The organism is Paracoccus versutus (assembly GCF_029909795.1).
GTDB classification, from domain to species: Bacteria; Pseudomonadota; Alphaproteobacteria; order Rhodobacterales; family Rhodobacteraceae; genus Paracoccus; species Paracoccus versutus.
In genome coordinates this window covers 133,881-146,746 of record NZ_CP038197.1, presented here as the reverse complement: position 1 = coordinate 146,746, position 12,866 = coordinate 133,881, and the positions used below count along the sequence as shown (strand labels likewise).

The following is a 12,866-nucleotide window of genomic DNA, read 5'->3' as shown; positions in this document are numbered from 1 at the left end:
GATTGATCGAACCAAGGGATTGCAGCATAGAATCGTCACATTGTCACCGGAAATTCGGCCCGCCGAGCGAAAGTGCCGCACCCTCGCGCAAAACCGCCTGCGCGGCCTTTGTCAGATCCTCTTCGTCGCCGGAATGTGACGGTTTTGCATGCATGACAAAGGGCGACAGCAGGCGCAGCGGCGCGCGCGCGCCCTTGCGGGCGCAGGCGATGACGCGCCCCGCCTCGCGCCCCTCGCGCGCCGCGACTGGCAGGATCGTGATCGCCCCGGCCAGGGGTGAAAGCGCAGCCAGGATCTCGGCCAGCCGGGCGGCGCGCTGGATCAGCGTCAGCCAGCCGCCGGGCCGCAGGCGGCGCAGCCCGGCCTCGATCCACAGCGGCAGGGGCGTCGCCTCGTGCCGGGCGCGACCGCGGCCGGCATCGGGCGCCGGCGGACCGCCGGTGAAATAGGGCGGGTTGGCGATCACATGGTCGAAGCTTTGGCCGCGCAGGGCGGTGGGCATCCGGGCCAGGTCGCCCTCATGCAGCTCGGCCGGGATGGCATTGGCTGCGGCATTGCGTCGCGCCAGCTCGGCATAGGCTGGCTGCAGTTCCAGCCCGGCCAGCCGCAGGCCCGGCACCCGCACGCCCAGGCAGAGCATCGCTACCCCCGCCCCGCAGCCCAGTTCCAGCACGCTGTCGCCCGGCCGCGCCGGGCAAGCCGCCGCCAGCATCACCGCATCCGCCCCGGCGCGATAGCCGCGCGCGGGCTGGGCGATGCGCAGCCGGCCGCCGAGGAACCCGTCCTCGCGCAGCTCAGTCATGATGGATGCGATTGTCCCGCAGGATGGCGCGCGCCATGAACAGGTCGCGGTCCGCCACCATCAGCCGCCGCGGCAAGATGCCCAGCGAGCCCTCCAGCACGCTCATGTGCTGGTCCAGCGGAAAGGCATGGATCCCCTCGGCCGCCAGCAGGTCGGCGGCGCGGGTGATGAGAAGCGGGTCGGTGGTGCGCAGAAGCTCTTTCATGACATGGGAAAGTTACGCGGCTGTTGCGCATGTGTCCATGGCGTGGCAATGGCTGGCGGCGAAAGGGGATCGCTGATGGGCATGAACGAAAACGTCTCCAAGCCGCTCGACCGGCTCTCCGTGGAACTGGCCGGGGATATGGACCGGGTCAATGCGCTGATCCGCGAGCGCATGGCCAGCCGCCACGCCCCCCGCATTCCGGAAGTGACCGCGCATCTGGTCGAGGCCGGCGGCAAGCGGCTGCGGCCGATGCTGGTGCTGGCGGCGGCGCGGCTGTGCGGCTATGGCGGCGACAGCCATGTGCTGCTGGCCGCGGCGGTCGAGTTCATCCATACCGCGACGCTTCTGCACGACGACGTGGTCGATGAAAGCCAGCAGCGGCGCGGCCGGCCGACGGCCAACCTTCTGTGGGACAACAAGTCCAGCGTGCTGGTCGGCGACTACCTGTTCGCGCGCAGCTTCCAGCTGATGGCGGATACGGAAAGCATGCAGGTCATGCGCATCCTGGCCAATGCCAGCGCCACCATCGCCGAGGGCGAGGTGCTGCAGCTGACCGCCGCGCAGGACGTCTCGACCACCGAGGACACCTATATCCAGATCGTGCGCGGCAAGACCGCGGCGCTGTTTTCCGCCGCGACCGAGGCGGGGGCGGTGGTGGCCGGCGCCGACCCGGCGGTGCAGCGGGCGCTGTTCGACTATGGCGATGCGCTGGGGATCGCCTTCCAGATCGTGGACGACCTGCTGGATTACGGCGGCTCGACCACGACCATCGGCAAGAACGTCGGCGACGATTTCCGCGAGCGCAAGCTGACGCTGCCGGTGATCAAGGCCATCGCCCGCGCCGACGAGGCCGAGCGCGCCTTCTGGGAACGCACCATCGGCCAGGGCCGGCAGGACGAGGCCGACCTTGCCGCCGCGCTGGAGATCCTGCGCCGCCGCGAGGCGCTGGAGGCCGCCCGCGCCGATGCCATCGCCTGGGCCGGCCGTGCCAAGGCCGCGCTGCAAGCCGCGCCCGACCAGCCCCTGCGCCGCATCCTGGCGGACCTGGCGGATTTCGTGGTCTCGCGCCTGTCCTGACCAAGGCCCCCCGCGCAAATGAAAAAGCCCGGCGCATGTGCCGGGCTTTTCCTTTGCCTGAAGCGCTGCCTCAGTTGTTATAGGCGTTCTCGCCATGGGTGGTGACGTCCAGGCCCTGCCGCTCGTCATTGCCCGAGACGCGCAGGCCGATCACCGCCTTGACGATCATCAGCGCGATGAACGAGACCACGGCCGACCAGACCACCGCTACGATCACGCCCAGCGTCTGGGTCATCACCTGGCCGGCGATGTCATAGCTGGCCGAGACCGATTCCGTCGCATAGTCGTAGATGCCCGAGCCGCCCAGCGAGGGCGCGGCGAAGACGCCGGTCAGGATGGCGCCGACGATGCCGCCCACGCCGTGGATGCCGAACACGTCCAGGCTTTCGTCCACGCCCAGCTTGGCCTTCAGGCTGATGACGAACCACATGCACAGGAAGCCCGCGGCCAGGCCGATGACGATGGCGCCCATGGGGCCGACGAAACCGGCGGCGGGCGTGATGCCGACCAGGCCGGCGATGGCGCCCGAGACCCCGCCCAGCAGCGAGGGATGGCCGCGCAGCAGCCATTCGCCAAAGGCCCAGGCCAGCGCGGCGGCGGCGGTGGCGACGGTGGTGTTCAGGATCGCCATGGCGGCGGTGCCGGTGGCCTCCATGTTCGAGCCGGCGTTGAAGCCGAACCAGCCAATCCACAGCAGGCAGCCGCCCAGGAAGGTGAAGGGCAGGTTGTGCGGCGCCATCAGCTCCTTGCCGTAGCCCAGCCGCGGGCCGACGACCAGCGCGGCGACCAGACCGGCGACGCCGGCGTTGATGTGGATGACCGTGCCGCCCGCGAAGTCCAGGTCGCCATGGCCGAAGAGGAAGCCGCCGGGCGCGTCGAAGGCCGAGGGGCCGCCCCACCACCAGACCATATGGGCCATCGGCAGGTAGGAGAAGAAGAACCAGATCACCACGAAGGCCAGCATGGCCGCGAATTTCATCCGCTCGACCGTGGCGCCGACGATCAGCGCCGGCGCGATGCAGGCGAAGGCCATCTGGAAGATGATGAAGACATATTCCGGCACATAGACGTTCGTCGTGAAGGTCTCGGCCAGGGACGAGGTGTCGACGCCGGCCAGGAACGCCTTGGAGAAGCCGCCGATGAACGGGGTCAGCCAGGTCGCCTCCTCGGCCGAGCCGGCGCCGGTGAAGGCCAGCGAATAGCCGAAGCAGACCCACAGGATCGACATGATGCAGAAGACGGTAAAGACCTGCATCAGCACCGACAGCATGTTCTTGGCGCGCACCAGCCCGCCATAGAACAGCGCCAGCCCCGGAATGGACATGGCCATGACCAGGATGGCCGAAATCATCATCCAGGTGGTGTCGCCCTTGTCGACGATGGGCGCCAGGGTCTCGACGACGGCTTCGACGGTCGCCGCCGGGGCCTCGGCATCCTGCGCCAGGGCCGGCACCGCCAGCCCGATCAGCGGGAGGGCGAGCGCCGGGATCATGGGTTTGATCGCGGTTGGTCTCATCATGTTTCCTGCACCTTCTTTCTGCGTTGCAGCAGTTCCATGTCCCGGTCAGGAAACCCGCCGGCCCCGCCCAGGCACAAGGTTTGTGCAGCTTTCGGCCCATCCCGCCCCTCTCCTGCCTGAATTTGGGGCAGGAATGCCGGGTTTTGCGGCCGGAGGCGGCAGTTCACTGATAGGTCATCTCGGTTCTCAAGCCCTTGGCTTTGATGTATGTTGCGCGCCAACGGGCCGGAGCAATCGGCCGGGCAGGAAAGCAGGCATGAAGAAACCGACCGGCAAGGGCCGCATTGTCGCGGACAAGCGCAATTTCGACCAAGCCCCTCAGAAAGCGCAGAAACGAACCGGCGGATCGTCCCCTGGCAAGCCGCCCAGGCGGCAGCGCGGCGGCAATGTGGTGACGCGGGGAATCGCGGGAATCATCGCGCTGGTGTGGCGGGTGGTCTGGGGTTCGTTCTGGCGGCTGGGGCTGACGGTGGCGCTGATTCTGCTGGCCGCCAGCTTCTATTTCTACACCACGCTGCCCGAACCTGCGGCGCTTTTCGACGGCCGTGCCCGCGGTTCCGTCACCATGCAGGATACCGAGGGCCGGGTCTTTGCCTGGCGTGGCGAAACTTTCGGCATGGTCAGCGCCGACAAGATCGCCCCGGTGCTGAAGGACGCGGTGGTCGCGACCGAAGACAAGCGATTCTATCGCCATCCGGGCGTGGACCCGCAGGGCATCGCCAGCGCGATCAAGATCAACATGGCCGCCGGCCGCGGCCCGCTGGAGGGCAACGGCGGCTCGACCATCACCCAGCAGGTCGCCAAGCTTCTGTGCCTGGGCGAGACCTTCGACCCGATCCGCTGGAAGTCCGAGGCCGATTTCGAGGCGGAATGCCGCAAGTCCTCGATCTGGCGCAAGGTCAAGGAAGTGCCCTATGCGCTGGCGATGGAGTTCAAATACTCCAAGCAGGACATCCTGAACATCTACATGAACCGCTCGTACCTGGGCGCAGGGGCGCGCGGCTTCGAGGCGGCGGCGCAGCGCTATTTCGACAAGTCGGCGGCCGAGGTGAACGCGGCCGAGGCGGCGATGCTGGCCGGCTTGCTCAAGGCGCCCAGCTATTTCGCGCCGACCTCGAACCTGCAGCGGGCGCAAGACCGGGCCACGGTGATCCTGGGGCTGATGCACGACCAGGGCTATCTGGACGACAAGCAATTCGCCGAGGCCAAGGCGCAGCCGGCGGTGCTGTCCAAGGCGGCGGCGGCGCGGGCCGGCGGCTATTTCGCCGATTGGGTGATGGAATCCGGCCCCGGTTTCCTGACCAGCGAGACGACCGAGGACGTCACCATCACCACCACCTTCGACCAGCGCGTGCAACGCGCCGCCGAGCGTGCGCTGAAGCGCATCTTCGACGAAAAGGTCGCCGAGGGCTCCAAGGCGCAGGCGGCCGTGGTGGTCATGTCGCCCGACGGCGCGGTGCGCGCGATGATCGGCGGGCGCGACAATACCGCGACCGGCACCTTCAACCGCGCGACCCAGGCCAAGCGGCAGACCGGCTCCAGCTTCAAGCCCTTCGTCTATGCCGCCGCGCTGGACCAGGGCTACAGCCCGAACGACACGGTGCTGGACGCACCGCTGACCATCAACGTGCGCGGCTCGGGGCCGTGGTCGCCGCAGAACTACACCCGCCGCTATTCGGGCGAGGTGACGCTGACCCGCGCCCTGTCGCAATCGCTGAACACCGCCACCATCCGCCTGCAGGAAATCGCCGGCCGCGATGCCGTGCGCCGCGTGGCGCAGGATTTCGGCTTTGCCAGCGACCTGGCCAGCGGCCCCTCGCTGGGGCTCGGCGTGTCGGAATCGACGCTGCTGGCGATGACCGGCGCCTATGCCGGCATCCGCAACGGCGGCACCGCCGTCAGCCCCTATGGCCTGGTCGAGCTGCGCATCAAGGGCGACGACCAGGCGCTGATCGGCCAGGTCGGCGGCATGGGCCAGCGCGTGATCTCGCAAAAGGCGTCGCGCGAGCTGATCGGCATGATGCAGCAGGTGATCGAGCGCGGCACCGGCACCCGCGCCAGGCTGCCCGGCCGTCCGGCGGCAGGCAAGACCGGCACCACCTCGAGCTATCGCGACGCCTGGTTCATCGGCTTCACCGGCCAATATGTGACCGGGGTCTGGATGGGCTATGACGACAACACGCCGCTGAAGGGCGTGACCGGCGGCGGGCTGCCGGCCGAGATCTGGCAGGCGGTGATGACCGAGATCCACGAGGGCCTGCCGGTCGAGCCCCTGGGCAATTTCGCCTTCGATCCCGACAGCGCCGTGCCGCAGGTGGTCAGCACCGGCGGCGAGGGCGCGGCCGATCCGCTGGCCGCCGCGCTTTCCGAGGCGCTTGGCCAGCCTTCGCCGCAAGGCGGCCAGGCCCAGCCCTCGGCCGAGGCCGGACGCGCCCTGCCCGACCCCGGCGTGCAGACGCCCGGCGGCCCGCCGACCTTCCCGGCCGAGACCGTCACCAGCGGCCCCGAGGCCGAGATGCCGCCGCCCGGCACCGACGACGCGCTGACCCAGGCGCTGCGCGGCATCGAAGGGGTCTATCAGCAATAGCAGGAAGGCCGGCCCCTGGGGGACCGGCCTTTTCCTTTGGTGGATGGGGTTTGGCCCCTTTCTGCCGCGCTTGCGCGGGTTTGCACCGTTGCAGCGAGTATTTAAGGAACGAAGAAGCGCTTTTTCATGATCCTGGGCGGCGGGGGGCTCAGCCCGCCTGTTGCAGGTCGGCGGTCAGCGCCGCCAGATCGCCCTTGCGCCGCGCCAGCATCGCCCCGATCTCGGCCCGTTCCGAGGCGAGCATGTTCACCCCCTCGATGATGATGTTGAAATACCGGCTTTTCCCGGACTTGTCCGAGACATGCCACTCCACCTCCATCGGGCTGCGACCCTTGAGATAGGCGACCGAGGTCACGGCAAAGAAGGATTTTACCGGCTTGGCGCCCGTCACCTCGATCTTCGAGCCGATGAACTCGCGGAAGCGCTTGCCGTATTTGCGGCCGATATAGCCCTGGAACGCCTGGCGATAGGCGGCGAACTCGGCCCCGCCCGCCTGGCGCGCCGCCGGTCCCAGCGCCGAGCGGGCGATGATCTCGACATCCGCATAGCGCGCGAAGATCGCCTCGAAGGCGCGATACATCTGCGCCGGGGGTTGGCCGGAGTTGATGACGGCATAGACTTCGGCCAGGGATTTCTCGATCAGTGCCCGCGCCTCGCCGGTGTCGAGCGCCCAGGCGGGCCGGGCGGCGATGGCCAGTCCCGCGCCGACCAGGCCCAGGAACCCGCGGCGGGTGTCATTCGGCATAAGGGTCAATGTGTTCTCCTTCCTCGCCCAGTTCGTGGCGGCGATGCTGCAACCAGATCAGCCGCGTCTGGGCATAACTATCGGCGCTTTCGTGCAGGATGGAATCGACGGAATCGCCGAAACGGCCCCGTTCACCGGCTTTTGAGGCAAGCCGCGCCCCCATGCCGATCAGGTATTGGTCGCGGTTGAGCCAGCCGCGCATCGGGTCGATGGCCAGGTCGACGACGCGGCCCACCGCATCGCGCCCGGTCGAGGGGCCGATCAGCGGCAGTTCCAGATAGGGCCCCTCGCCGACCCCCCAGCGGGCAAGCGTCTGGCCGAAATCCGTATCCTCCTCGGGCAGGGCGAAATCGCTGGCGGCGGGATCGAGGAAACCCGCCATGCCGACCGTGGTGTTCACCAGAAAGCGCAGGGTGCTGCGCGCCGCCGGCCCCGGCCTGCCCTGCAGCAGGTGGTTCACCACCCTGCCCGGCTGCGCCAGGTTCGCGCCGAAATTGCCAAGCCCCGCAACGGCATGGCTGCCGATCCCGCCGCCCTCGCCACCCTCGCCGCCCGACAGGCCGGCGCCCAGCGGCTTGACGACATGCGCATCCAGCCCGCGGTTGAAGGCATGGACCTTGCGGTTCATCGGCTCATAGGGGTCATGGATGCCGTCGCCGTCGCGGTCCGAACAGGCCACCAGCGTCACGGTCGCGACAAGGAGAAGGGAAAAGTTCCATGCAGACAAGCTTTTGATAACCTTCTGAAGCTAAGACTCGGCGGACCAGCGGCGATTCGCCTCGGGGCAGACGGCGGGGCGGCGGCGGACTGTTTCACGGCTGCGCTTTGGGATATGCGCTGGGGCGATTCCGGGCAAGCCCGGTCAGGATGACAAGGAAGGAACCGGCATGGCCTTGCCGCCGATGCGACATGACGGCCAAAGCGAGCTGAAATCCGCGCGCGGACTGGCCTGGCAGCTTTATGCCATGGTCGGCCTGTTCTCATTCGCGGTGAACCTGCTGATGCTGACCGGGCCGCTGTTCATGATGCAGGTCTATGACCGCGTCCTGGCCAGCCGCTCGGTCGAGACGCTGACGGCGCTGTTCCTGCTGGTCGCCTTTCTCTTCGCGCTGATGGGGGTGATCGACCTGGCGCGCAACCGCGTCATGTCCCGCATCGCCGCCCGCTTCCAGGAACGGATGGAGGGGCGGGTCTTCACCGCCGCCTTGCAGGACGGCCAGGCCGCCGGCTCGGAGCTGGTGGTGCGCGGCGGGATGCGCGATCTCGAGGCGGTGCAGCGGCTGATCGCCTCGCCGGTGCTGATGGCGCTGTTCGACCTGCCCTGGGCACCGTTCTTCCTGGCGGCGGTCTTCATCTTCCACCCGATCCTGGGCGCGGTAGCGACGGCCGGCATGGCGGTGCTGGTCGCGGCGACGCTGCTGAACCAATGGCTCAGCCGCGACCTGCTGCAGCAGGCGGGCATCGCCGGCCAGTCGGCCGAGCGCATGTCCGACCTCTACCGCGACGAGGGCGAGCTGATCGGCTCGCTCGGCATGCGGGCGGCGGCCTTCCGGCGCTGGCAGGCGGCGCGCGACAAGGCGACCGAGGCGACGCTGCGCGCCAGCGATCGCGCCACCAGCTTCACCGTCTTCTCCCGCACCTTCCGGCTGTTTCTGCAAAGCGCGCTCCTGGCCGCCGGCGCCTGGCTGGTGCTGCGCCAGGAGGTGACGCCGGGCGCCATGATCGCCTCGTCGATCCTGATGGGCCGGGCGCTGGCCCCGGTCGAGCAGGTGGTGGGCGGCTGGTCCATCGTCCAGCGCGCCCAGGACGGCTGGAAGCGGCTGGCCGAACTGCTCTCGCGCCGCCCGCCTGTCGTGCAGCGCACGCCCCTGCCGCGGCCCGAGGCCCGGCTCGAGGTGCGCAACCTGGCCGTCGTGCCCCCCGGCCAGGGGGCGGCGATGCTGCGCGGGGTCAGCTTCGACCTTGCCCCCGGCCAGGCGCTGGGGGTGATCGGCCCCTCGGGCGCCGGCAAGACCACGCTGGCGCGGGCGCTGATCGCCGCCTGGCCCGTCGCCTCGGGCTCGATCCGGCTCGGGGGCGCGACGCTGGACCAATACGACCCGGACGCGCTTGGCCGGCTGATCGGCTATCTGCCGCAGCAGGTCACGCTGTTCGACGGCACCATCGCGGAAAACATCGCCCGCCTCTCGCCGCAGCCCGATCCGCAGCGCGTCGTCGCCGCGGCCACGGCCGCCGCCGCGCATCGCATGATCCTGGACCTGCCGCAGGGCTACGACACCCGCGTCAGCCAGGCCGGCGGACAGCTTTCCGGCGGGCAGATCCAGCGCGTCGGCCTGGCGCGCGCGCTTTACGCCGACCCGGTGATCTTCGTCCTGGACGAGCCGAACTCGAACCTCGACAACGAGGGATCGACGGCGTTGAACCTCGCCATCCGCACCATCAAGGCCCGCGGCGGCGCGGTCATCATCATGGCGCATCGCCCGGCAGCGATCACCGAATGCGACCTGTTGCTGGTGCTGGACCAGGGCCTGCGCCGCGCCTTCGGCCCGCGCGACGAGGTGCTGAAATCCCTGGTCAAGAACGCCGAGCAGATCGCCCGTGCCCAGGGCCACGGCGGAGGGGTGACATGAACGATCCGAATCAGCCCGCCGAGGCCACGCCGCATCTGCGCGCCCAGCCGACCGCCGCGCCGGCCCCGCATCCGGCCCCGGCGCCACCGCCGTCCAAGCGCCCCGACTGGTCGGCGCGAGGCCCGGTCATCCTGGGCCTGGCGGCGATGCTGGTGCTGGTCGGCGGATTCGGGCTCTGGTCCTGGACCGCGCGCATCGCCGGCGCCGTGGTCGCGCCCGGCCAGGTCGAGGTCGAGCAGCGCCGCCAGGTCGTCCAGCACCCCGATGGCGGGGTCGTGGCCGAGATCCTGATCCATGACGGCGAAAGCGTGACCGCCGGCCAGCCGCTGATCCGGCTGGACGGCGCGCTTCTGGGCACCGAACTCGCCATCGTCGAGGGGCAGTATTTCGAGATCCTCGCCCGCCGCGGCCGGCTCGAGGCCGAGCGCGCCGACCGCAAGCAGATCGCCTTCCCGCCCGAACTGGTCGAGGCCGCCGCCAGCCGCCCCGAACTCGCCGCGCTGATGGAGGGGCAGGCCAGCCTGTTCCGGGCCCGGCTCGACACGCTGGAGCAATCGCTGGGCCAGTTGGCCAAGCAATCCGAACAGGTGCAGGCGCAGATCGGCGGCGTGGACGCGCAGACCCAGGCGCTGGAGCAGCAGCGCGGCTTCATCGCCCAGGAATTGCGCGACCAGCGGTCCTTGCTGGAAAAGGGCCTGGCGCAGGCCCCGCGCGTGCTGGCGCTGGAACGCGAGGCCGCCCGGCTCGACGGGCTTCTGGGCGAGGCGACGGCGACGCGCGCCCGCGCGGTGACGCAGCTGGCCGAAATCGACCTGTCGCGGCTGGAAAAGACCGCGACCCGCCGCGAAGCCGCCGAAACCGAGCTGCGTGAGCTGGGCTATCGCGAGCTGGAACTGGCCGAGCGCCGCCGCGCGCTGGCCGAGCGCATCGCCAGGCTGGACATCCGCGCCCCGGTCTCGGGCGTGGTGCAGGAATTGCAGATCACCACCCCGCGCTCGGTGATCCGCCCGGCCGATCCGATCCTGTTCATCATCCCGCAGGACCGGCCGCTGCTGGTTGCCGCCCGCATCGCCACCATCAACATCGACGAGGTCCACGCCGGACAAAAGGTGGTGCTGCGCTTCTCGTCCTTCTCCTCGCGCACCACGCCCGAGATCGACGGGATGCTCAGCCGCGTCTCGCCCGACACGCTGGTCGACCCGGCGACGCATGTGCCCTATTACCGCGGCGAGGTGACGATCCCCGCCGCCGAGGCCGAAAAGCTGAAGGGTCTGGAACTGGTGCCCGGCATGCCGGTCGAGGTCTATGTCCAGACCGGCGAACGCAGCCCGATGGCCTATTTGGTCAAGCCGCTGACGGATTACTTCACCCGCGCCTTCCGCGAGAATTGAAAAGGCCCCCGACCCCCGTCATTCTTCCTTGCCCAAATATCCCGGGGGAGTCGCGCACCAGCGCGACGGGGGCAGAGCCCCCGCCTTGCCCGCCGCCAACGCAAGGGGCATCAGCATGATGTAACTGCCGGTTGCTTCGCCGTCCGGCGCGTGGATCAGCCTGTCAGGGCTGCGTATGGCGGTGGTGATGGCAATTCCAAACCATCCAGAGACCGCCGTTCCACCGCCACCATTCTCCGGCCCCACTTGCCCCCCTTCCCCGCTAGTTAAGGCTAGCCCTACCCTGGGCCGTCGCGTGCGCTGCCTCGACTGCGCCGGTTCGCTTTGGTCAAGCGTTCCTCGCCGCGCCCGATGTCGACGCGCAACTCTTCAACAATCGGCCTACGGTCAATTATCGATCCGCGCCACGCTGTATGTAACCAATAATGAAGGCTATCGGCCGTTCACGCAGATTGCATCGTTTCGCACGCGTCGGCCTTGCACCGCCGATCGCGGTGATGCCCAGGATAGACAGGATCGATGCAAGCCAGGTTAATCTTGGATTATTGGGACATAGTTACGCTGCGGAGACCCGCCCGGTGCTTTCTGATATACATCGGCTCATATGGATGGGTTTCACGGTGGCCCAGGGAATGCTGCCATCATTCGATGACGGAAAACATCCCGGACCGCCGGGGTTGATCTGCCCGTCGACCCCGCAAACCTGTGACAGCGGGCCTGCGTCAGCGAAGGAAGCGGCGGTGAGTTCCACATCGTTGGTCGAGCCCCGTCCCTCGGGCACTTCATGCCGGCCGATCCCGGACTCAATCCGGCGCCACACGCCCGGCCCGGACCGCCGGGCTGGGCTGGGTCCCGACTTACCACTTGCGCCATAGGCGATAAACCCCGCCCCGCCGGACCTGTGGGACCAGCGATGCATCCGCCGGGGCCGGCAGCGACGCAGGACCGAGGCGTTGCCCACACGAGCTAGGCTGCCGCCGGCTGAAATCCGGAACGCAGGCCCGGATCCTGCCCGAAGCCAGGTCAGGCGCCGATCAGGTTCCAGAAGGCTTGTGCGGCGGGGCTGAGGTGCCGGTCCCTGCTGTGCATCTTCCTCAGCTCGCGCCAGCTTTCGGGGTCCCGTGGGACAACGAATTCCAACTGCTCGGGGCTGTGATAGATGGCGCTTTCCGGCAAGACCGTGGCGCCCAGCCCGCTGCGGACGAAGGCCAGAAGGGCGGTAGTGTTGCGCGCTTCCAGATTGCAATGCAGCAGCAGGCCGAAAACCAGCTCGGACGCGACCAGGTGGCAAAGCGGGTTCTCGATCAGCGGCTCCAGCTCCAGCAGTTCCCATGACCGGGCGGCACCCGAGCCGACCGCCTGCGAGATCGGCCCGCCCGCCCGGCAGACGATGCCGAGCGCGTCGCGCCGGATCACCTCGCCGATCTGCTGGTCCTCGGCCGAGGTCGAGAGGATGCCGATATCCGCCTCGTCCAGCTTGATGCGGCGGCGGACGGTCGCGGTATCGACATCGCTGATCTCCAGCCGCACATCGGGCCGCTGGCGGCGGAAGCGAGCGATGATCTCGGGCAGCCGGTCCATGGTCGCCGAGGGCACGGCGGCGATGCGCACCAGGCCCGCCGTGGACTTGGCATGCCGGCGGATCGCCGAGGCGCTGCGGTCGAAGGCGTCCAGCGCCCGGTTCGCCTCTTCCAGCACCAGCGCGCCCAGGGGCGTCAGGCGGTTCTTGCGGTCGGTCTCGAACAGCTCGGCGCCCAGATTGTCCTGCAATTGCGACAGCATCATCGAGACCGCCGAGGGTGTGCGGCCCAGAACCGCCGAGGCGCAGCCAAGCGAGCCTGCCTCGGCCACGACCTGAAAGACGCGCAGCATCTCCAGCTTGATCGACATTCAGAAATTCTGAAATAAAC

General features: G+C 68.8%; 10 protein-coding genes. 4 read left to right on the top strand and 6 right to left on the bottom strand.

Features of this window, described 5'->3' with window-relative positions:
• Positions 1 to 43 precede the first annotated feature (43 nt).
• Complete coding sequence (locus E3U25_RS11750) at positions 44 to 802, bottom strand: tRNA1(Val) (adenine(37)-N6)-methyltransferase (protein ID WP_116222563.1); 759 nt, start codon at positions 800 to 802, stop codon at positions 44 to 46.
• Positions 795 to 1,007: a putative signal transducing protein gene (locus E3U25_RS11745; protein WP_024845043.1), complete on the bottom strand. Its 213-nt coding sequence runs from the start codon at positions 1,005 to 1,007 to the stop codon at positions 795 to 797. Before E3U25_RS11745 ends, E3U25_RS11750 begins: the two co-directional genes overlap by 8 nt.
• A gap of 75 nt (positions 1,008 to 1,082) precedes the next feature.
• Here E3U25_RS11745 and E3U25_RS11740 point away from each other — a divergent pair, with 75 nt between their 5' ends.
• Positions 1,083 to 2,084 (top strand): polyprenyl synthetase family protein, encoded by a 1,002-nt coding sequence (locus E3U25_RS11740; protein ID WP_116222843.1) that lies wholly within the window; start codon positions 1,083 to 1,085, stop codon positions 2,082 to 2,084.
• Positions 2,085 to 2,154: 70 nt separating this feature from the next.
• Here E3U25_RS11740 and E3U25_RS11735 read toward each other — a convergent pair whose 3' ends face one another.
• On the bottom strand, positions 2,155 to 3,600 hold the full coding sequence (locus tag E3U25_RS11735; protein ID WP_208861638.1) for an ammonium transporter: 1,446 nt from the start codon (positions 3,598 to 3,600) through the stop codon (positions 2,155 to 2,157).
• A 259-nt stretch (positions 3,601 to 3,859) separates the two neighbouring features.
• On the opposite strand from E3U25_RS11735, the gene E3U25_RS11730 reads away from it, so the two are divergent.
• Complete coding sequence (locus E3U25_RS11730; RefSeq protein WP_072461901.1) at positions 3,860 to 6,190, top strand: transglycosylase domain-containing protein; 2,331 nt, start codon at positions 3,860 to 3,862, stop codon at positions 6,188 to 6,190.
• 148 nt (positions 6,191 to 6,338) lie between these two features.
• Here the strand turns inward: E3U25_RS11730 and E3U25_RS11725 are convergent, their stop codons facing one another.
• Positions 6,339 to 6,935 (bottom strand): MlaC/ttg2D family ABC transporter substrate-binding protein, encoded by a 597-nt coding sequence (locus E3U25_RS11725; RefSeq protein ID WP_072461900.1) that lies wholly within the window; start codon positions 6,933 to 6,935, stop codon positions 6,339 to 6,341.
• Complete coding sequence (locus E3U25_RS11720; RefSeq protein ID WP_116222562.1) at positions 6,925 to 7,662, bottom strand: MlaA family lipoprotein; 738 nt, start codon at positions 7,660 to 7,662, stop codon at positions 6,925 to 6,927. Before E3U25_RS11720 ends, E3U25_RS11725 begins: the two co-directional genes overlap by 11 nt.
• Before the next feature lie 160 nt (positions 7,663 to 7,822).
• On the opposite strand from E3U25_RS11720, the gene E3U25_RS11715 reads away from it, so the two are divergent.
• On the top strand, positions 7,823 to 9,565 hold the full coding sequence (locus E3U25_RS11715) for a type I secretion system permease/ATPase (protein WP_116222561.1): 1,743 nt from the start codon (positions 7,823 to 7,825) through the stop codon (positions 9,563 to 9,565).
• Complete coding sequence (locus tag E3U25_RS11710) at positions 9,562 to 10,956, top strand: HlyD family type I secretion periplasmic adaptor subunit (protein ID WP_116222560.1); 1,395 nt, start codon at positions 9,562 to 9,564, stop codon at positions 10,954 to 10,956. Before E3U25_RS11715 ends, E3U25_RS11710 begins: the two co-directional genes overlap by 4 nt.
• A gap of 1,023 nt (positions 10,957 to 11,979) precedes the next feature.
• Here the strand turns inward: E3U25_RS11710 and E3U25_RS11705 are convergent.
• A complete protein-coding gene (locus E3U25_RS11705; protein ID WP_116222559.1) occupies positions 11,980 to 12,846 on the bottom strand; it encodes a LysR family transcriptional regulator in 867 nt (288 codons plus the stop codon).
• Positions 12,847 to 12,866: the final 20 nt, after the last annotated feature.

What these genes read in the sequence shown, in the direction of transcription:
- E3U25_RS11750 (WP_116222563.1), bottom strand. Translation starts at nt 802, where the DNA reads ATGACTGAGCTGCGCGAGGACGGGTTCCTCGGCGGCCGGCTGCGCATC.
- E3U25_RS11745 (WP_024845043.1), bottom strand. Translation starts at nt 1,007, where the DNA reads ATGAAAGAGCTTCTGCGCACCACCGACCCGCTTCTCATCACCCGCGCC.
- E3U25_RS11740 (WP_116222843.1), top strand. Translation starts at nt 1,083, where the DNA reads ATGGGCATGAACGAAAACGTCTCCAAGCCGCTCGACCGGCTCTCCGTG.
- E3U25_RS11735 (WP_208861638.1), bottom strand. Translation starts at nt 3,600, where the DNA reads ATGAGACCAACCGCGATCAAACCCATGATCCCGGCGCTCGCCCTCCCG.
- E3U25_RS11730 (WP_072461901.1), top strand. Translation starts at nt 3,860, where the DNA reads ATGAAGAAACCGACCGGCAAGGGCCGCATTGTCGCGGACAAGCGCAAT.
- E3U25_RS11725 (WP_072461900.1), bottom strand. Translation starts at nt 6,935, where the DNA reads ATGCCGAATGACACCCGCCGCGGGTTCCTGGGCCTGGTCGGCGCGGGA.
- E3U25_RS11715 (WP_116222561.1), top strand. Translation starts at nt 7,823, where the DNA reads ATGGCCTTGCCGCCGATGCGACATGACGGCCAAAGCGAGCTGAAATCC.
- E3U25_RS11710 (WP_116222560.1), top strand. Translation starts at nt 9,562, where the DNA reads ATGAACGATCCGAATCAGCCCGCCGAGGCCACGCCGCATCTGCGCGCC.
- E3U25_RS11705 (WP_116222559.1), bottom strand. Translation starts at nt 12,846, where the DNA reads ATGTCGATCAAGCTGGAGATGCTGCGCGTCTTTCAGGTCGTGGCCGAG.